Here is a 19,053-nt window from a genome sequence, read left to right as displayed (position 1 = left end):
CTGCATCGGCTGGCAGGTTTGCAGTTAAAAAATCAGGGTGATCGGAGCCGAGACATGCAGCACCACAGGTCTGCGGGCTTGGATGATTTGAAGGCCGAGCGACTGTTTGCCCCTGTCGGCGGTGCGCATTAAATCAGGAAAGAATGTTTTTTTCAACGTAAATATACTCCCTGCCCGCAAGCAGTTCGAGTGTCGGATGGATTTACCACTCCAGCCCGGAAAACGTCCGAATGCCGGCGTCCTGTCCGATGACTTTGTAAATCCGGATGCCGTCCCAGGAACACTCGAGAATGCCGTCATGAATGGCCCAGCTGCGCCCGCGGACGGTCCGGTTCATCCCCGGTTGTCGAAAGGCACTGGATCCATCGAGTTTTTGGGTAAGATCTCCATCGTCACGAAAGCCGGCATCGATGCGCCGCATAAGGTTATAGCCGCAGAGATAACCGAACCCCATCTCCTCATACAGAAGCGCCGTATTATACGAAAGGGGTTCGGCAACGATGGTGTCGATGCCGAGATCTTCGGCAAATTGTTCAAACAAACAAAAAAACTCCCGGAACAGACCGAGTCCGGGGAGCACCTGGTGGGGGCAGAGGCCTGCGCGCATTGCGTCTATTTCTTCAGGTATGTTGCGAGTCAGGGTGCCCAGGCAATTGTCCCGCCCCTCGGCATCGCGGTCGATGTCGTATCTTCGTCCATCGATATTATTGATAATACACAATGTCAGTTCAAGTTGCCCATAGGGCGTATCTGCGGCCTGCATGAAAAACAGGCAATCGCGATCTGCCTCGGACCTGCGCACTTCGATCCGGACCAAACCCAGATTTTCCGGGCAGATGTAGCGAATAAGCGGCCCATTGCGCCCCGCGGCCCTCCAGCGGGGATCCTGCAGAATCGACGCCGGAATCAGGGTTCGATAAATCGCTTCCCTTCGCGCGGCACTGGTATTGTTGAGATTCCTGAGGGAGCCGAGGGATCCGGTTGTTTTCCATGAAAAGTTCAAGAAAAACCTCCTCCCCTGCCGAATATGGTCATGCCATGAAGCGGGAATAGCCGTCTTTCCAGAAAAGCCAGATTTCTGTCAAACTGTTCCTGAGCACGGCAGAAGTCATCGGGATGGGCAAGATGCGGCTCATCGCGCAAGGCCGTTGTCGCATAGCCAAGCGTCTTCAAAGTCGAAAGAATCTCCTCGGGCAGATCATCCGCAACTTTTTGATCGCTCATCACGGCCCAAAGCAATGTCCACCCCGTGCCGTATTGAGTCTGTCATAGCCTCCGCCACCGAGAGCAACCCAGGGCAGTCCCGTCCGCCGCAGCAGACGAGCGGCCAGCTCAACGGATCCGGTGGTCATTTCGAGCCTTGTCAACGGATCGGTTCTCAAAATATCCATTCCCATCTGCGAAACCAGTACATCGGGTTGATAGGCATGCAGCAACGGCATGACCACGCGTCGCAGGGCCTGCTCGAAAACCAGATCGTCGGAATGCGGGGCAAAGGGAAGGTTTACCGTGTACCCATATCCGGCTCCCGCGCCTAATTCCCTGACAAAACCCGAATAGGGGAAAAAATCCTTTCCGGTCTCATGCAGGGATATGGTAAGAACCCGGTCCGTCCGATAAAATGCCTCCTGAACGCCATCTCCATGATGAGCGTCAAGGTCGATATATGCAACCCTCAGGCCACGGTTCACCATGGCGTTTATGGCAATGACCGCATCATTGAGATAACTGAACCCCGAAGCCCTCGCCGCATGAGCATGATGCCATCCGCCTGCCATGTTGAATGCGCAGTGGCACCCTTCATCGAGCACCTGGCGTACAGCTTCCAGGGTTGCACCGCAGCATAGGCGGACCCAGTCAAACACCCCGGGGAAAACCGGATTTTCATGGTCACCGAGGCCGAATCGAAAATCGGCCCGGCGGCCTTCGGCCTCACTGAATTCTTTGAGTTTTTCAAGATAATCAAGATGATGGAAGGAATGAAGATCAGATTCATCGGCTAGTTGCGCCTCTACGATCCGAACCTCGGGAGCAGACAACAAGTCGAGACCACACAGCAAGCGATGGGTCAGGGCGAAACGTTCCACTTTAAAGGGATGGTTCCCGCCAAAGCAGAAATCGCCAAAACGATTTGAATATATAAAGGCACAATTTTCAGACATGATAGCCCCCGGTATCTGTTTTACACTGCGTCATGGCGCAGGTCAACATTCCGGGCAATCAAAGGCAAGCACACCGGCGGTCAACGGCTATTAAAGATAATTTTCATTGAAGATCGACAAGATAAAACCCGACCCAAAAAAAAGGTGGAGAAAAACTCCACCTTCTGGCCGCCCCTCGGGACAGCCCCAATCCTATGACGGCACGCCTGCCGGCGTGTTTGATTTGGCTGGGAGACAAGGATTCGAACCTTGGTTGACGGAGTCAGAGTCCGTAGTCCTGCCGCTAGACGATCTCCCAAAAGCGAGTGACTTTTTAGCAAAGCTGCAGCCTGGTGTCAAGGCCAAAAACAGAATTTTTAAAAAATCGTCGAATTTCTTAACCCGCCGCCGGTTTTGTGTCCATCCGGAAACTTTGAATGAAAATCAGTCTTGAGCCGGTGTCATATCCTGATGCAGGCAGCGATGCACAATTTCTTCCAGGTCGGATGAAAGGCATTGCTGAGCGGCAATGTTTTCCAGCTGGGCTTTCATCAGGAGGCGCCGCCTCCGGTCATAGCGTTGCCAGGCACTGAACGCCCCGGCAAGTGATGCTGCTACCTGGGGATTGATCCGGTCAAGTTGTATGACCTGCTCACCGACCAGGTGATACCCTTCGCCGTTCGCAGCATGAAATCCGCCGGGATTGCCGCGGGCAAAGCTATGCAAAACAGAGCGGACGCGATTCGGGTTGCGTAGTGTGAAATCCCGATGCGATAACAGAAGACGCATTTTTTCAATAATGGAAGGATTTCGTGCGGCAGCCTGCGCGGCGAACCATTTATCCAGGACCAGGGAATTATGCCTGGACTGATCATAAAACGACGCCAGCACGGCCTGGCTTTCCGGCGATTCCCGCTCGGCAAAAATGGCAAGAATAGCCAGACGATCGGTCATGTTGGAAGTTTGCCCATAGAGGTCGGCGAGCCAGCTCCAGAAATCACTGCACGGCTGCGCGGCAAGATATCCCAGACACGTGTTCTTCAAGGCGCGGCGGCCAGCATCCTCCGGAGAAAAATTGAAAGCGACAGCATCTTCACCCTGACAGAATTGCCACCTCGCCAGCAAGGCTTCCCTCAGCTGCCCCCCAGGGCTTGCCGAACCTTCTGACGTGCCTGGCAGATGGCATCGATATCGATGCAGTCTTGTTGTTCCGCGAGAAAATTTTCACTGGGCAACATCAACATCTGGGCGGCAAGCCCTTTATCCCCGAGATCGCCATCAAGCACTTCAGTGAAGGCCTGTGACAAAATCGGGTCGAGGGCAAAATCCGCTCCTGTTCGCAATTGATCGACACAGCGCAAAATGATCCGGCAAGCGAGTTTCTGTGCGGCGTCCCATCGATTGAAAGCATCCGAGTCGTGCACCATCAAAAATCGCAGATCCGCATCCGAATAGTCGTAGTCGAGCCTGACGGGCGCGGAAAAACCTCTCAGCAGAGAGGGTACGGGCCGGCAGGGCACATTGCCAAAACGGAATGTCTGCTCTTTTTGGCACAGCGACACCACGGTGCTGGGGCCGAGATCAGGGTCTGGGGCACCCGGCAGACAAAGGGGAATTTGCCCGCCGGTGTTGTCGAATAAAGCCAGGGCTACGGGGATGTGAAGCGGCCTTTTTTCAGGTTGTCCCGGTGTCGGCTGACACTGTTGGCGAAGCGTAAGGCTGTACTCCCTGCGGTTGGCATCATAACTGTCGGAAACGACAACTTTGGGCGTCCCCGATTGGCTGTACCACAACCGGAACTGCGATAAATCGATATTGGCGGCATCCTCCATCGAACGCAAAAAATCCTCGATTGTAACCGCCTGCCCGTCGTATCGTTCGAAATAAAGATCAAGACCCCGGCGAAATCCTCGCGCACCAATCAAGTTTCGAAGCATGCGAACGATTTCGGCTCCCTTTTCGTAGACGGTTGCGGTATAAAAATTGTTGATCTCCTGGTAGGATTCCGGGCGCACTGGATGAGCCAGAGGACCGGAATCCTCGGCGAACTGGACCGTGCGCAGCAACCGCACATCATGAATCCGCTTCAGCGACATGGCTACCAGATCAGCCGAAAATTCCTGATCCCTGAAAACCGTAAGGCCTTCCTTGAGACTGAGCTGGAACCAGTCCCTGCAGGTAACCCGGTTCCCGGTCCAGTTATGAAAATACTCATGAGCGACAACCTCCTCGATAGCCTGAAAATCGGCATCGGTAGCCATGTCACTGTCAGCCAGCACATATTTCGAATTGAAAATATTCAGACCCTTGTTTTCCATGGCGCCCATATTGAAGTCATCGGCGGCGACTATCATATAGAGATCCAGATCGTATTCGAGTCCATAGACCTCCTCATCCCAGCGCATGGCTTTTTTCAAAGCTCCAAGGGCATGCTTTCCCCGGCCACGGTTATGCTTTTCCAGATAAATCCGCAACTGAACCTGACGTCCCGAACGTGTCACGTAAAAGTCTTCTTCGACGGCCAGATCACCCGCAACCATGGCGAACAGATAGGAGGGTTTGGGAAACGGATCCTGCCAGACGACACGATGCCGCCCCTGCGGGAGGGTTTCCGTCGAGACAGGATTACCATTGGAAAGCAGTACCGGGTAGCGATCAAGGTCGGCGGTGATCGTGGTGGTGAACCGGGTCAGCACATCGGGACGATCCGGGAAAAAAGTGATGCGTCGAAAGCCTTCGGGTTCACACTGGGTACAGAACATGGCGCCTGAACGGTACAGCCCCTCCAGGGCCGTATTATCCTGCGGACGAATTGCCACCACGGTTTCCAGGGTAAAACGGTCGGGAACACCATGGATCCGCAAACCATGTTGATCCACGGTGAAACCGTGGGGGGCAACACGCCGGCCATCCATTTTCAGGCAGCGCAGCGCAAGGTCCTTGCCGTCAAGAAAAAAGCCTCCCGACCCAAGGCTCACAGCGGGGTTCCGCCGCACCTGCAACTCCGTGTGCACCTCAACAACTTCTTCGCCAAGGATAAAATTTATTTTTGCAGCATCGACCACAAACGCCGGCGGCGTGTAATCTTTCAGCCAGACTGCTTTGCGATGAGTTTCCGACATAACGGAACCTGTTCCCCTTAAAAAAAATAAAACCGCAGGCCGACCAAACCTCGAAGCGCATGCGCAGACCATGCAGAACAGGGTGCCCTGCCTGTTGTGCCTCGGCAAAACACCCTGTCAATGCCATAAAATGAGTTACCGCCCCTGAGCGACAGTTTTAAGCCGGTCGGGAAAGAACATTCCGCAGGCGATCGAGGGTTTTTTCCTTTCCAAGGATCTGCATGATCTGACAGATGCCTGGCCCGTTGGTGCTTCCCGTCAACGCGACCCTGGCAGGTTGGGCGAGCTTTGCAAATTTGAGCCCCTGAGACTCCAGCACCTTTTTAAAGACCGGATCCAGAGCCTCCTCCCGCCAATCTGAACATGTTTCAAGATCGTTCAGAAGACCTTTTAAAGGAAGGCGACTTTCCTCTCCCAGGAATTTTGCCACCGCAGCTTCGTCAAAATTGACCTCGTCGACCAGAAAGCACACCGCTTGCCGGGCCATTTCAATGAGGGTTTTACTGCGGTCCTGAAGTGCCGTAACGATGGACGTTAACGGCCGGTCCTCGCCAACCGCGATTCCTTCAAAGGCAAGGTGCTCCCTGAGCAGATCCGCCAGGCGTTCCGGATCACCGGTCTTGATATAGTGACTGTTGAGCCATAACAGTTTTTCAGGATTGAAAACGCTGGCCGATTTTCCGATATTTTCAAGGTTGAACAACTGGATCAGCTCATCCATGGAAAAAATTTCCTGGTCGCCATGAGACCAGCCCAACCGCACCAGGTAATTGACCAGTGCTTCGGGCAGATATCCCATCTCTTTATAAGCCATCACCGATGTAGCGCCATGCCGTTTGGACAGCCGGCTTTTGTCCGCTCCGAGAATCATCGGCACATGGGCAAAGTCGGGTACGGGGTAGCCAAGGGCTTCATACAGCATTATCTGCCTCGGCGTGTTGTTGATATGGTCGTCGCCACGCAGAACCAGATTGATTCCCATCTCCGCGTCGTCCACAACAACCACAAAATTGTAGGTTGGCGTTCCGTCGGTACGCTGAATGATTAAATCGTCCAGCTCATCGTTCTGGAAGGTAATGCTCCCCTTGATGCGATCGACAAAGGTCGTCTCTCCTTCCTGGGGCGCTTTGAAACGTACGACAAAGGGACGGTCTTCAGCTGTCCCCTGCTGCCCTTCACGGCAGGTTCCGTCGTATTTGGGCTTGCGCCCTTCCTTGAGTGCGTCTTCCCGTTTGCGTTCGAGATCATCTGCCGAACAGTAGCAGCGGTAAGCCTTGCCTTCGGTCAGCAGTTGATCAATTTTAGCCCGGTACAGATCGAAGCGGTCCGACTGATAAACAGGCCCCTCGTCGCAATGCATTCCCAGCCAGTCCATGGCCTGCAAGATAGCATCCACGGATTCCTGGGTTGAGCGGGCAACATCCGTATCCTCAATCCGGAGTACAAATACGCCCTTTTCCCGGCGAGCCAGCAGATAATTGAACAGGGCAGTTCGGGCACCGCCAATATGCAGATAGCCCGTCGGGCTGGGCGCAAAACGGACACGCAATCTGGACATCACATTCTCCTGTAAGCGTAAAAATAAAAACGGGCTGTCTTTTTGACAGCCCACACTTTTATACTGCAAAGAAACAGGCTTGACAAGCGGTTATTTGCGACCGGAAAGCGGCCGACACCTTGAAATATGCTTTTGAAAAATTCAGCCATTTCAAATATATTGCCCTGAGGGTACCGCACATACCGGTTGTCGTGCGGCAGTTTTGCCGGACCCGACGCTTTTATACCGATGCTCATATTCCCGGGAAAGGACATCTCTTTTGCTTCGATTCACGCCCGATTTACAGCATCTGCTGGACAGCCTGTCGGACGGATTTTATTATGTCGACCGTCAGAGAACAATTTGCTTCTGGAATCGCACCGCGACCCGCATTACCGGGTTTAATGCCACGCAAATGCTCGGCACGCACTGCCAGGACAATCTTCTCAGACACGTGGATGGCGAAGGAATTCATCTCTGCACGGAGCGGTGCCCCCTGGTCAAGGCCATGGAGGAAAACCGGTGCGTCGAGGCCGATGTCTATCTCCACCACCAGGCCGGGCACCGTCTGCCGGTAAGGGTGCGCATCTGCCCGGTCCATGATGCCAGCGGCACGGTTGTGGGCGCGACGGAGCTGTTCTCCGATCTGAGCGAAAAAACCGGCATTCTGCTGCAACTGGAAGAATTGCGCCGCCTGGCCCTGATCGACCCCTTGACCGGCCTGATCAACCGCACGGGACTGGAACGGGAAATGGAAGTCCGCCTTCAGGAACGTTATCGCTATGACTGGCCGCTTGGAGTGCTGTTTTTCGACATCGACCATTTCAAGCAGATCAACGATACGTACGGACACGATTTAGGGGATGAGGTACTCAGGCTTGTAGGCAACACCCTGAAGAGCAACTGCCGTCCCTTCGACACCTTTTGCCGATGGGGTGGCGAAGAATTTGTCGGCCTGCTGCGCAATGTCGATGCCACAACACTGTGTGAGGTTGCCGAGCGAATCCGCATGCTGGTCGAGGAATCCTTTACCATGCACAATGGCGAGCGCATCGGCGTAACCATCAGTATCGGGGCCACATTGGGGAAAATGGATGATTCCTCGGGCAGCCTGATCAAACGCGCTGACCGCCTTATGTACCAGAGCAAGCAGGAAGGACGCAACCGGGTTACCTGTGACGTCGCCTGATTTAGCGGATCCCAGGACTGATGGACAACAGGGAGGAAGCACGCTCTGTTATTCGACGACAACTCCGGCATAGCCGACCACTTCGGACTGATCGCCGGTCACTTCGCCGGAATTGCCGTAGCAGACAACCTCACCCTTGAGGGCTCCGAGACATTTGGCAGCCGCAAGCATCACCACCATTGAAACAACCCCGCACATGCTGATGTGTTCATCGCTTACCGTTCGATACAAACCTTCCGGATCCAGTCGACAGATTTTTTCAAGCGCCATCCGATCTTTTTGCCTGGCGAGCTGTCCGGGTTCGTAATGGGTCATATCAGAACTGGCCACCAGCAGAACGGGATCCGGCTCCTCTGCCAGTACCTTCCCTATGGCCTCACCGAGCAATAACAGTTCATGCAGCGGGACGGGGGCAAGGCAGATGGGCACTATCCGGGCCTGGGGGTTCTTGATCTGAATAAAAGGAAGTTGGACCTCCAGAGAATGCTCAAAACGATGAGCAAGATCATCGGCGCATAGCCGCGGGTAGGACCGGACAATTTTATCGGCCAGGGATTCTTCGACGGCCACTTCCCCCAAAGGCGTTACCCAACTGCCCCGGCAAAACACCGCCAGGGATTGTCCGTAGCCGGTATGATTGGGTCCGATGATAAGAACCTTCGGCGGGACATCCACCTGCCCGAATGTTTTGCCGGCAAAGCTTCCCGAGAACACATATCCCGCATGAGGAACCATGACTCCTATTGCCGGTCTGGATGGTGCGGATTTGCCAATAAACCCGCTTACCATCGAACGCAGACTCTCGGCATCGGCGGGATAAAAATGACCTGCAACGGCTGGCATGCGACGCATAGGAACTCCCTTGCAACAATCGTCAGGGGCAATTGCGACTGACAAAAATCAATCTTAGCATGATTCCCGTATTTGGCAATTGATTCTCAGCTAAATCCAGATAACAAAAAAGAGCCGGCGAGTTCATCGCCGGCTCTTTTTTTGTTATCTGGAGGCCCCGACCCGATTCGAACGGGTGATGGAGGTTTTGCAGACCTCTGCCTTACCACTTGGCGACGGGGCCTTTCATCGCAAAAGCCCGATATTGATATCAGATCGTCCCACCGGGTGTCAAGCGTAAAAAAACATGACATTCAACCATAAAACAAAGCGCACCTTCTGTTATGGCAGGTTGCTGAACAACTGTACATATTGATGCTGTTCATAGGGAACTTCATAGAAAAGAGCTCGCAAAAAGTCATGTTCAGGACCGTCAAGCGATCCGAAAAGCGTATTTTTAAGTCGCGAAAACGGATACAGCTGCCCGGAATTGACAATACGGTCGATTTTTTTGATGGATATTCCGGAAACACCCGGGTTTGACGCCAATAAGACCGGTTTCGATGAAGAAAAGTCGGACCGCCCAAGGGTACTCATAATGCCGTCCATATCGGCATCTTCAGTGACCCTTTCATCATAGACTTTTTCCAGGACGATGACTTTTTTATAAAAACCATCCTCCGTGCCTTCCGCCTCGCGAATCGCATTGAGATGGGTGTAGGCGTTGAGCATGACGCCTGGTATTTCTTTACCGGCATGCCCGATCATGGCGTTGAACGGGGTCTGGTGGTTGCTCAACCACATATCGACAATCCTGGATTGTTCCAGGCGCCTGGCCAAGGGGTCATATACCGGAAATAACTCTCAACCCGCCCATCGAGATTGGCCTGATAAGCCAATTGCAGAATGTTGGCAACATCGAGAGGAAACAGCTCGACAGCCTGCAACTGGTAGGCAAAAAACAGCGCGTCAGCATCCACCCCGGTATTGAATTCGGAAAGGCGCTGATAAAGATCGGCAAGTTCCCTCGCCGCGTAAGCCGCCAGAAAAAAGGCATTGTCCGGAACGATGTCCTGATCAACACGGGCATGCCGCTTAAAAAGAGCGCAGTATTTGAGTAAGGGGCTTTCCACCGGGAAAAGCGTTTCTACTTCGTGGGCTTTACGCTGCGATTTGTACAAATCGGCAAGCATGATGGCAAGCTTCCCGGTGGCATCCCACAAACGATGCATGGAGGTCAGATAATTGGTACGAGTGTAATATCCGCTGGAAGCAAGATCCCTGGCTTGACCGGAAGCAACAGCGAGATTGTCGAAAAGTTCAATGCCCTCGTCAAGATAGGCAACGGCCATGCCGGGAATCTGTTTGAAAAACCGGCTGTTGGCCACGGCATCGTCGGGATCGGCCATGCGGCGGGTCACGTAGGTCAAAAATCCCATGGTATTGCTGATGATGGTGGCACGTCCCTTATTGGTATCGGCCCAACTGTAGGCAAGTTGATAATACTTACGCGCATCGTTGAATTTGGCAACCAGGGTATCCGCGTCGGTGGCCGCTTCAAAGTCATTGCGATTCGCCGTGGCCTCCAGAAAAGCAACGGCAAAATTGAGATTGTAGTTGTCCGAGGAAACACCATCCATGCGTTCGACGATGGCTCGGACAAGGTTTTTGTAGCCGTTATCCAGAGTGAGTTTGTCTTCCAGGGCAAGAATGATGGTTCCCAATGGAGCAAGGTCGGGCATTTGCTGCTCGATAATGGCACGGCGCACCACCAGATGCACGATATTCTCGTACAGATGAGGCAACTCCCTGACAAAACCGACCTTGGCATAGGAATTGTTCATCAGGATATCGTCAACTTCCTGTTTCAACAGAACATTCTCCCATAAGGCAAACACCGACGAAACAAACTGGCGGCTGTCTTTAGCCGTCATGTCCCGGTAGGCGGCAATCAGATGCTTCCAGAAAACAACTTCACCCCTGGGTTGTTTTTCGGGATAGACGGACAGTACCATTTCGGCATTGTCCAGATGCACCATATTGTCGCTGGCCAGATAGAGACAGAATTCCGCCAGGGCGAGACGATAGTAATCGGCCAGGGGTTTTGCCGTGAGCAGAGCGTCCTGCCGCAGACGCCCGTCGGGCCCCGTGCCGGTCGTGAGGCTGTCCAACAGGCCATCTCGGTAACTTTTCAGATCTTGACCGTGCTCCCTGCCTTTTTCCTGTAACAGGCCTTGCAGGTCGCTTTTTGGGTACCAACTGAAACGGTAGGCAACATCCAGCAGGTTTCCCCACTGCGTTGCGCCGGCCATGGCTGGCAGCAACAACAGCACTCCGACAACGATTGCAGATTTGATTGATTTCATTGAGCTAGCCTCGCTACTAAGGATTTACGCATCGGATGGCCGCGCGAAGAGCGTCGCATCGATCGACAAAATTATCGGGATTATATACATCGACTTGCAGGGTATAACCGTTTTCAGGATGTTTGAAAAAGAACACCATATTTCGGACAGCACAGCGTCCATCGGTGTCCAGGGCGGTCGCCAGGGATGCCTTGAGATTGAATTCCGCATCGGGATCGATACAGGCCTTGAGCTGATTCAGGCTGATCATGCGCGCCGGATCATAATGACCGTCGCCGACACCATCAAACTTCAGCCCGCTCGAAGCATTCCCGTCACCCGCGGGGGCAACAGACGAAACTGCGTTCCCTCCGGGCAATCCGGAAGCCGCCCCCAGGCCGGCAAGCACCGGGATATCGACATCCTTGCCGCCACCCATAGTACCGATCCTTGAACTCGCATTGCGGGATGCTCCCGAAGGCAATCCTTCAAATCCGGATGACGGCGCTACATTTGCCCTTCCCCCCCCTCGAATGCCGGAATGCGAGCCGAGGGATATGTCATCGGCATGGCCACGGGGCGCAAAGGAGCTTGAACTGCCGCTGCCCCTGAGAGTTTGAGAAGAACGCGTCATGCTGAAATTGCGGGTGGCCATGGCGGTTTGAGGAAGATCGACCTCCGTGGTGTTACCGGCAGATAAACGCGCCCGGCGTGAAACGGGCATGGCCGAAGACTTTGCTGGTGAATCTCCCCGATATCGCTCACCCACATCGGTGGATGCAACGAGCGGCCCTTGGCGAGACGTCATTTCAAAACGGGTGGCGGGCTGCGAAGACGGCATGGGCCCCGCAGCAACGGCGGCGTCGCGATAGGAACGGACCACTTTTTCAGGACCGGGCAGAACCGGCTCCCGGGACACCTTTCTCGGTATGATGTTCACCTTGGGGGGCGCGGAAAGAGCGACTTTGCGGGGCGGCACCACGGCCTTCGGCGGTGGGGCAACCTGTGGCACGGGCGGAGTCGCGGCCAGCACACGGTCGCGACTTGCCGGCGGAGGCACAGGCGCATCGGGAGCGCGCTCCTGCGGAGCCACGGGCATCTCGGGCACTCTGGCGAGGATCTCGACGGAGGGCTGCGGGATCGGTTCGGCAACAGGCAGATAAAAACTGGCCCAGGCCATAAAAAGAATCATGGCGAGCGCCCCTCCGATCACCCCGGCAAGTTGCCCAAGGGGAAAATCACGCCTTGCCAACTCAACCCATATAGACCAGAACCCCGTTGCCGATCCCGGGCTGCGACGCTCGACCGGCGCGGCGGCTGCGTTGTTTCTGCGATCGGCAAAAACATCCAGCGTGGCACGCGGTTGGGGGATGTTGCACACTCCCCATCCATAGAGACTTTCCTTCAGAATCATCATGGCAACGCGTCTTCCTCGTCAGGATCGACCTGCACGATGGTTCGACTTCCGTTCGTCCAGACTTTGGCGATAACACCGGCGGCATAAAGAAAATCCTGACTCAGAGAGTTCTTTTCAGGCAGAAGAATCGGCCGCAAATTGCGTTGTTTGAGGGCCTCGATGGCCGGCAGCAGCTCTTCGCGGGTCAGCACCTTTACATCCTGGGCGGAAGCGCTCTTGCCAACCCCTGCCCTGACAAGACGATACGGGACAGGACGTTGGTCAGACACCGCATACACCTGCAGCTCCCAGAGTTCCCGAACATTTGCCAGGGGGGCCATCTGCTCGTGTTCCGGCACACTGGGCACATCCATTTCCGCCAGCTTAATGGTGATATTGTCCGGTGCGCTTGGAATCAGGCTCAGGCTGATCAAAAGCAGAAACGCCAGATCGGTGAAGGAAAAGAGCCAGGTATGACCGTTTTTCATTTTCATGACAGCCACCTAGCCCCGGTCGCCAGGAACATCATCCGCCAAAAGAGTTATGGCAGACAGACCTTCATCGATGCGCCGATGCGCCAGGGCATAAAATACTTTGCGCAGGAATTCCAGAAAGGTAAAACAGATCAGAGCAATAAAGGTGGTATAAAGAGCCGTCGCAATGCCGGCTACGGTTATTTCCGTATTGAGGGTTCCGGAATTTGCGAGAAAGTGCACGACCATGCCGATAATGGTGCCGATGAACCCCATGGGCGGCATCAGATTGGCCATCATCGCCACGGGCTCGAGAAATTTTTCCTCAAAATAGCGTTCACTGAACTGAAACGCCGCATCGCGGATAAAGGCATCGGGGGGGATAACCTTGTCCACGGTGCCGCGTTGCTGTTCCTGCTCGTAATGTAATTTGGTGCGGACAAAAAATGAAGCGGCGAGCAAGGCCAGCGGCATCTTTATGTCGGCTGTCAAATGATGCAGGGAACGTCGGCTTTTCACTTTGCTGAAATCATAGAAGGAAAGCGCCCTGAAGGATTGATAGGATTTGACCAGGGCAAAACCGAAAATACTGGCCATTATCAAATACACCAGAATCTGCAACAGGCCGGAATAGCTGTTGATAATATAGGTAAGAACATCGATGATGCCATTGGATACGACGTTAAAAATACTCTCTTGGCCTGCCATAAAAATCACCTCTAAAAGAATTCTCGATTGATCCAAACCCAGTGATATCAGGGCGCGAACAATTTGGCTTCAAGCTTGGAAGCGCCCTCGGTCAGACGGGAGAAACCCATTTCCGTCGGATCGACGACCGCATTCTGAATGGCAGGATCCGTTTTATAGCGCTTGTTGAAGATCCGCAGAAGGCCGCGGGCGCGACTGTCCTGCCCTGTTTCCTCATAGGCATAAGCGCTCAGAAGATTGACTTTCGCTACTTCAAGGCGCGTTTCCACATGCTCGCGGGCCTCCTCGTCCTGAATGACGGGCATCGCGTAAACTTCAATGTACTTCTGAACTTCACAACGGAATTCCTGGCCTTCGCAGGGGGATTGCGCCTCTTGCGGAGTCAGTCTCCTGTGGGTGTCCAGTTCCTTGGCGGTAAGACGAAAAACCTTGAGATTCTGCCTGACGTTTTTCAGATAGGCTTTTTTCTGGGGCACGCTCATGTGCCCGAGAATCGGCTCCTGGGGCCAATCGGCCTTATTGCAGGCACAGCACCCGGAAAGTGCGGCGGCGAGGACGGTTACAGTCAGATAAAGGGTAATTTTTCTCATGCATGCCTCCTTGAAAATTTCACATATGACAGAAGTAAATCAGATTCCCTCGATATTTCCACTTTAAGCCTGCAGAAAATCTGTCGCCGGCCGATCCACGCAGGCGCGACCCGGCCGGTATCCATTTCATATCATCAAGCCAAGCAATAATCAGACCACCCGGGCGTTACACCAGGAACGTCGACATCTCTTCAGCGACATGAAAGCATCATCGGGAAGACAGGGCACCAGCCAAGGTACAATCGTGCCCGGCAAGCTGGTTGTGCAGATCGCCGAGCACCGCGATACTCTCCTGAACGTACAGATCCTGCGCGACCTTCTCTTCAAGATGCTTTCCGGAAAAATGTTCGAGCGGGGCCTCCACCTCATGGTCCGCCGTTTCGGCTTCAAGCCCACGCTCCTGCAACGCCGTTCGTTCCCGAAGAACGCTGTTGAGATTGAGCGAGCGCAAGGTCGCCCTGCTCCGCTGTGCATTGCGCCGGGTTTCAGCGACAACGGCATCGAAACGGTGCCCTTTTTCGACCCGCTGAGCGCTTAAATGGCGGAGCGTGGCAACCTCGGGAGCCTGGGCCCAGCGTTTGAAGGAGACCCGCCGGGTCGTATCCCAGGGCAGTGCATACTCGATGAACTTTTCCCCTGTTTCCAGAAACGCCAGGCGGTCCGGCAACTGGATATCCGGCACCACCCCCTTCACCTGGGTGGATCCGCCGCTGATACGGTAGAATTTCTGCACAGTCACCTTCAAGGCCCCAAGAGGCGCAAGCTTTTGCAGGGGACCATAGGCCAATGGCTGATCCATATCAAAAATGGCCTGAACGGTGCCTTTACCGTGGGTCCCGCCGCCGCCGACGATAACCCCACGGCCATAATCCTGAATGGCGCCCGCGAGAATTTCCGAAGCCGAAGCACTGAAGCGATTGACCAGCACCACAAGCGGCCCGCCGTAAACGATACCGGGGTCCTCGTCTTCATAAACCCGCACCTCCCCTTCACTGTCCTTGACCTGCACCACGGGACCCTTGGGTATAAAAAGACCTGCAATGTCAATGGCATCCGACAGGGACCCGCCGCCATTGTCACGCAAATCCAGAACCAGTCCATCGATCCCCTTTTTAACCAGGAGCTGAAGTTCCCTGCGCACGTCATCGGTAACGTTGCGGGCGGACTGGCCGTCGCGGGTTTCGGAAAAGTCGCGATAGAACGAAGGAATGCGCAAGTAACCATAGTGTTTTCCGGTTTTACCCGGGACGGGAAGCGTAGTGCTCTTGGCAAATCCTTCTTCGATTTCCACGACATCACGGACAAGGCGGATAATCTGTTCCCGTCCGGTCGGCTTGCGAACGGTGAGGCGAACCACCGTGCCCTTTTTGCCGCGTATCAGACGCACCGCGTCGCGCAACCGCGTTTCCGTGACGTCCACCGGTTCCCGGTCACCCTCTCCGACTTTAAGAATGATATCCTCCGCCGCGAGTTGTCCCTGTCTGGCGGCGGGACTGCCCGGGATGATCTCAACCACCCGGATGAATCCATCGTCCTCCCGCAGGGTGGCGCCGATGCCTTCCAGCGAACCCTTCATGTAGATTTCAAAATCCTCGAGGGCATCGGGTGCCAGATAGGCCGAGTGGGGGTCGTAAGCGCGGACATAAGCATTGAGAAAACGTTCGAAATGATCCTGCTCGGTTTCTTCCAGTAGCCTGCCCAGAAGATGATGGGTGCTTCGCCGCACCTTCTGAACGGCTTCATTCAGAAGGATCTTATCGACCTTCCCTTCGTTCGCAGCCGTATTTTTTCCAGATCCAGTGCGCTCTTCCAGCAATTGTACGTAGCGCATCAATACCTGATATTTCAGGATTTTTTCCCAGCGTCTCTTGAGATCGACAGAATTTTTAGCGTAATCGATTTTCTCAGGGTCTGTTTCAATTTGATCTTTTTTGTTGAAATCAAATTTTTTATTTAAAAGATCGTCAATCATATTCATGACGAAATTAACTCTTATCCTCAGAAGACGAGCACCGGTTTTATGAAGCTCAAGATTTCCACGTACTATATCATCGTCGATCCTGTTGCGGTACAAGGACAGCTGCTGAATATCCGATTCCAACAGAAACCTTTTCTGAAAATCAAGCTGCTGAATGTAAAGATCGAAGGCCGCCTGAGAAATTTTGTCATCCAGGGGTTTATGGCTGAAATGATTGACAGTCATCTGCTGCCGGATCAAATGGGTTAAAAGCTTGCCTCTCAAATGACCGGCATCGGGAGAAATCTGCTGGGATGCCAGGCCTGACCAGGACATGGTGACAGCAAACAACAGCACAGCCGCAAGCAGACAAAACCAGGATTTTTTATATTTCATTCTTTTTCCTCTTCCGGAAAAGCCAAACGATGGAAACAACCCCATGACAGATAATTACTTCCCATGATGCAACGCCTTGAAATATCATCAAAATTTCGGCGGAACCGACGCATCATGGCAGGCAGGCACTATGAAAAATCCCCACGGGACAACCACGCCCTATCCGACAACCGGCCTGGACACGGCATGGTTTTTATCTTTGCAACATACCATACATCGCATGCCCCGTGGAGTGCAACCGACCAGTTCTGCATATAACACACCGGTACCCGTTGCAAGCAAGGGGAGTCGTTATGAACATGGGGGGGAATGGTTCTGATCGGAACAGGGGCCGGCTCAAATAATATCGGAGAAAGGAAAGACAGAAACGCTCATCCGCTGCACTCAGGCCGCGATATATTCAGGTGGGCATCCCCGGCCAGGTGCGATGGAATCGGGCAGCGGCCGCTGCGGACAGCCGCTGCCCAGGGCAACTTGCATCATCCGGAGTTGCTTCCGGACGGACATTCACTATTTTTCGCGGCCGAAAGGCCAGGCCATAACGCCCCCTTCCAGCACTTTGACATTGCGCCAACCCGCGGACTCCAGCACCAGGGCCGCCTCGTAGCCACGCAGGGAGATCTTGCAGAAACAAACGATTTCCCTGTCTCTGTCTTCCGGTAAATCCTCGAACCGATGCCTGAGCTCGCCTATGGGAATCAGGGTTTCTCCAATGCCGATGCGCACGGCCTCGAACTCATCGGGAGTCCGCACGTCGAGGATAAAAGGATCTTTACCGGCATCCAGGTTTTTTTTCAGTTCAATTGGAGACATGCTCTTCAATCGGCCCTTGAGCTTGTTTTCCATCAAATGCGCGGTGGCGATGAAATGGTCGATCGGCAATGAAAACGGCGGCGCATACGGCAAATCCGCATTGACGACATCGGCGACGGTCAGTTTCCCATGCAGAGCCATGGCGGCCGTCGCGATCTGTTTGGCAACATCGCCGGGTCCAACGCACTGGACCCCGAGAATTTTGCCTGTATTTCCATCAACCACCATCTTGGATATCAGAAGCTTGGCGCCCATGAATTCGGGCTTGTCCAGGCTGGCATTGATGACCGTGACCACATTTTCATACCCTTCCTGGCGGGCTCGCAATTCGGACAAGCCGGTCGAACCGGCTGAAAAATCGAAAACCTTGCAGATGCCGGTATGCAATGTCCCGGGAAACGTGACCTGATTGCCCAACACCGCATTTTCACCGGCCACGCGCCCCTCCAGATTGGCCAGGTCGCCAAACGGAGCGCGGGTTTTCTTGCCGGTGATGCGATGCACGAGTTCAACGCAATCGCCAACCGCATAGATATGCGGGTCGGATGTCTGCATAAAATCATCGACAGCAATGCCGCCGGTCTGTCCGATATCCAGACCGGCATCTCGCGCCAGGTCGGTATTGGGAATGACGCCAATGGCAAGTACCGCCAGGTGACAGGGCAGTTCAGTGCCGTTCTCGAGTTTTACGCCGGTCAGTTGGCCATTCTCCCCGACAAACCCCGCAACCTTGACATCGGTGATGACGTTGGCGGCATTACTGCGGACATGGTTTTCAAGGATCTTGGCCAGTTCCCAATCGAGAAACATCAGAATCTGGGGCAACATCTCGATGACGGTTATATCGATGCCGGACAACTGCAGGGCTTCACAGGTTTCGATGCCGATGAGACCTCCGCCGATAACCACGGCCTTGGTAATGGACTTGTCGTCCCGAATCCTTCTCAGAAAATCGGCGTCTTTCATCGATTGCAAGGTGGTCACGCCGACAAGATCGACTCCCGGGATCGGAGGCTTTCGCGGTCTGGCTCCGGTGGCGAGAATCAGCTTGTCGTAGGGCACATCATCCAGATCGCCACTGTGCAGATCGCGACAGCGAACCGTGCGACCTTCCCGATCAATAGACACGGCTTCGGTCAAGGTGCGGGCCTTCACGCCCTTGGTGTGAACAAAAAAATGCGGGTCCCGAACTTCTCCGTACGGCGTGCTCAGCAAGGCGTTACGGTTATCGAAAACCCCGCCCACATAGTAAGGGTAACCGCAGGAAGCCATGGACATTTCCGGCGCTTTTTGAATGATTGTGACTTCGGCATCGGGGTCGAGGCGCTTGGCCCTCGCAGCCGCCTTGGGACCTGCCGCAGATCCGCCGATAACAACAATTCGCTTCCTCTCCTTCATTGAGATGCCTCCTTTATGTGGTAAGGTTGAGGGAAAACATGCCAGGTCGCAAACAGGTCATTTCGACCTGGTTAATTCGTATATTCATATAATACGAATTATTAGATATGGCAAGCAGTTTTTTCCTGTATACACCTTCACATCGACGCAAGATGTC

17 protein-coding genes and 2 tRNA genes are annotated in these 19,053 nt (G+C 54.1%); 1 reads left to right on the top strand and 18 read right to left on the bottom strand.

Annotated features, from left to right (window positions below):
* Window positions 1-24: 24 nt before the first annotated feature.
* The 8 genes from A6070_RS16320 to gltX form a co-directional block, all read right to left on the bottom strand.
* The gene (locus A6070_RS16320) at window positions 25-156 is read right to left on the bottom strand and encodes a hypothetical protein (protein WP_268807493.1); all 132 of its coding nucleotides are present in this window, start codon (window positions 154-156) and stop codon (window positions 25-27) included.
* Window positions 157-202: 46 nt separating this feature from the next.
* Window positions 203-1,003 (bottom strand): hypothetical protein, encoded by an 801-nt coding sequence (locus A6070_RS07095; RefSeq protein ID WP_145926442.1) that lies wholly within the window; start codon window positions 1,001-1,003, stop codon window positions 203-205.
* Window positions 1,000-1,224 carry a hypothetical protein gene (locus A6070_RS16040; protein WP_236718916.1) on the bottom strand — a complete coding sequence of 75 codons (225 nt, stop codon included), beginning with the start codon at window positions 1,222-1,224 and terminating at the stop codon, window positions 1,000-1,002. The genes A6070_RS07095 and A6070_RS16040 overlap by 4 nt, the downstream gene beginning before the upstream one ends.
* Window positions 1,224-2,162 (bottom strand): acetoin utilization protein AcuC, encoded by a 939-nt coding sequence (locus A6070_RS07090; RefSeq protein WP_236718915.1) that lies wholly within the window; start codon window positions 2,160-2,162, stop codon window positions 1,224-1,226. The genes A6070_RS16040 and A6070_RS07090 overlap by 1 nt, the downstream gene beginning before the upstream one ends.
* A gap of 224 nt (window positions 2,163-2,386) precedes the next feature.
* A tRNA-Gln gene (locus A6070_RS07085) sits at window positions 2,387-2,460 on the bottom strand.
* A gap of 125 nt (window positions 2,461-2,585) precedes the next feature.
* Window positions 2,586-3,266: an aminopeptidase N C-terminal domain-containing protein gene (locus A6070_RS16315; protein WP_269085286.1), complete on the bottom strand. Its 681-nt coding sequence runs from the start codon at window positions 3,264-3,266 to the stop codon at window positions 2,586-2,588.
* A gap of 8 nt (window positions 3,267-3,274) precedes the next feature.
* Window positions 3,275-5,263: an aminopeptidase N gene (gene pepN, locus A6070_RS07080; protein WP_269085285.1), complete on the bottom strand. Its 1,989-nt coding sequence runs from the start codon at window positions 5,261-5,263 to the stop codon at window positions 3,275-3,277.
* Between the two features lie 157 nt (window positions 5,264-5,420).
* A complete protein-coding gene (gene gltX / locus A6070_RS07075) occupies window positions 5,421-6,821 on the bottom strand; it encodes a glutamate--tRNA ligase (protein WP_072502051.1) in 1,401 nt (466 codons plus the stop codon).
* 259 nt (window positions 6,822-7,080) lie between these two features.
* Between gltX and A6070_RS07065 the strand changes: the two genes are divergently transcribed.
* Window positions 7,081-7,989, top strand: coding sequence for a GGDEF domain-containing protein (locus tag A6070_RS07065; RefSeq protein WP_072287664.1), 909 nt, complete (start codon window positions 7,081-7,083; stop codon window positions 7,987-7,989).
* A gap of 48 nt (window positions 7,990-8,037) precedes the next feature.
* Here A6070_RS07065 and amrB read toward each other — a convergent pair whose 3' ends face one another.
* From amrB to A6070_RS07015, 10 genes are all read right to left on the bottom strand, one after another.
* Window positions 8,038-8,841 carry an AmmeMemoRadiSam system protein B gene (gene amrB / locus A6070_RS07060; protein ID WP_072287663.1) on the bottom strand — a complete coding sequence of 268 codons (804 nt, stop codon included), beginning with the start codon at window positions 8,839-8,841 and terminating at the stop codon, window positions 8,038-8,040.
* 149 nt (window positions 8,842-8,990) lie between these two features.
* Window positions 8,991-9,064, bottom strand: a tRNA-Cys gene (locus tag A6070_RS07055).
* Between the two features lie 98 nt (window positions 9,065-9,162).
* Window positions 9,163-9,588, bottom strand: a complete 426-nt coding sequence (locus A6070_RS07050; protein WP_145928199.1) for a hypothetical protein — start codon at window positions 9,586-9,588, stop codon at window positions 9,163-9,165.
* A gap of 26 nt (window positions 9,589-9,614) precedes the next feature.
* Window positions 9,615-11,186 carry a hypothetical protein gene (locus A6070_RS07045; RefSeq protein WP_072502048.1) on the bottom strand — a complete coding sequence of 524 codons (1,572 nt, stop codon included), beginning with the start codon at window positions 11,184-11,186 and terminating at the stop codon, window positions 9,615-9,617.
* A gap of 16 nt (window positions 11,187-11,202) precedes the next feature.
* Window positions 11,203-12,582, bottom strand: a complete 1,380-nt coding sequence (locus tag A6070_RS07040) for a hypothetical protein (protein WP_072287661.1) — start codon at window positions 12,580-12,582, stop codon at window positions 11,203-11,205.
* On the bottom strand, window positions 12,579-13,055 hold the full coding sequence (locus A6070_RS07035; RefSeq protein WP_072287660.1) for a hypothetical protein: 477 nt from the start codon (window positions 13,053-13,055) through the stop codon (window positions 12,579-12,581). Before A6070_RS07035 ends, A6070_RS07040 begins: the two co-directional genes overlap by 4 nt.
* A 9-nt stretch (window positions 13,056-13,064) precedes the next feature.
* Window positions 13,065-13,742, bottom strand: a complete 678-nt coding sequence (locus tag A6070_RS07030; RefSeq protein ID WP_072287659.1) for a MotA/TolQ/ExbB proton channel family protein — start codon at window positions 13,740-13,742, stop codon at window positions 13,065-13,067.
* A gap of 47 nt (window positions 13,743-13,789) precedes the next feature.
* Window positions 13,790-14,332 carry a hypothetical protein gene (locus A6070_RS07025; RefSeq protein WP_072287658.1) on the bottom strand — a complete coding sequence of 181 codons (543 nt, stop codon included), beginning with the start codon at window positions 14,330-14,332 and terminating at the stop codon, window positions 13,790-13,792.
* Between the two features lie 208 nt (window positions 14,333-14,540).
* Window positions 14,541-16,685: a carboxy terminal-processing peptidase gene (locus A6070_RS07020; RefSeq protein WP_072287657.1), complete on the bottom strand. Its 2,145-nt coding sequence runs from the start codon at window positions 16,683-16,685 to the stop codon at window positions 14,541-14,543.
* A gap of 510 nt (window positions 16,686-17,195) precedes the next feature.
* Entirely contained in the window at window positions 17,196-18,896 is a 1,701-nt protein-coding gene (locus tag A6070_RS07015) for an FAD-dependent oxidoreductase (protein ID WP_072287656.1), read from the bottom strand.
* Between the last annotated feature and the right edge of the window lie 157 nt (window positions 18,897-19,053).

Source organism: Syntrophotalea acetylenica (assembly GCF_001888165.1).
Classification (GTDB): domain Bacteria; phylum Desulfobacterota; class Desulfuromonadia; order Desulfuromonadales; family Syntrophotaleaceae; genus Syntrophotalea; species Syntrophotalea acetylenica.
This window is presented reverse-complemented; position numbering and strand designations above follow the sequence as displayed.

Bases quoted from the DNA above. Each gene is read 5' to 3' on its own strand.
- A6070_RS16040 (WP_236718916.1), bottom strand. From the start codon at position 1,224: ATGAGCGATCAAAAAGTTGCGGATGATCTGCCCGAGGAGATTCTTTCG.
- A6070_RS07090 (WP_236718915.1), bottom strand. From the start codon at position 2,162: ATGTCTGAAAATTGTGCCTTTATATATTCAAATCGTTTTGGCGATTTC.
- pepN (WP_269085285.1), bottom strand. From the start codon at position 5,263: ATGTCGGAAACTCATCGCAAAGCAGTCTGGCTGAAAGATTACACGCCG.
- gltX (WP_072502051.1), bottom strand. From the start codon at position 6,821: ATGTCCAGATTGCGTGTCCGTTTTGCGCCCAGCCCGACGGGCTATCTG.
- amrB (WP_072287663.1), bottom strand. From the start codon at position 8,841: ATGCGTCGCATGCCAGCCGTTGCAGGTCATTTTTATCCCGCCGATGCC.
- A6070_RS07050 (WP_145928199.1), bottom strand. From the start codon at position 9,588: ATGATCGGGCATGCCGGTAAAGAAATACCAGGCGTCATGCTCAACGCC.
- A6070_RS07045 (WP_072502048.1), bottom strand. From the start codon at position 11,186: ATGAAATCAATCAAATCTGCAATCGTTGTCGGAGTGCTGTTGTTGCTG.
- A6070_RS07040 (WP_072287661.1), bottom strand. From the start codon at position 12,582: ATGATGATTCTGAAGGAAAGTCTCTATGGATGGGGAGTGTGCAACATC.
- A6070_RS07035 (WP_072287660.1), bottom strand. From the start codon at position 13,055: ATGAAAATGAAAAACGGTCATACCTGGCTCTTTTCCTTCACCGATCTG.
- A6070_RS07030 (WP_072287659.1), bottom strand. From the start codon at position 13,742: ATGGCAGGCCAAGAGAGTATTTTTAACGTCGTATCCAATGGCATCATC.
- A6070_RS07025 (WP_072287658.1), bottom strand. From the start codon at position 14,332: ATGAGAAAAATTACCCTTTATCTGACTGTAACCGTCCTCGCCGCCGCA.
- A6070_RS07020 (WP_072287657.1), bottom strand. From the start codon at position 16,685: ATGAAATATAAAAAATCCTGGTTTTGTCTGCTTGCGGCTGTGCTGTTG.
- A6070_RS07015 (WP_072287656.1), bottom strand. From the start codon at position 18,896: ATGAAGGAGAGGAAGCGAATTGTTGTTATCGGCGGATCTGCGGCAGGT.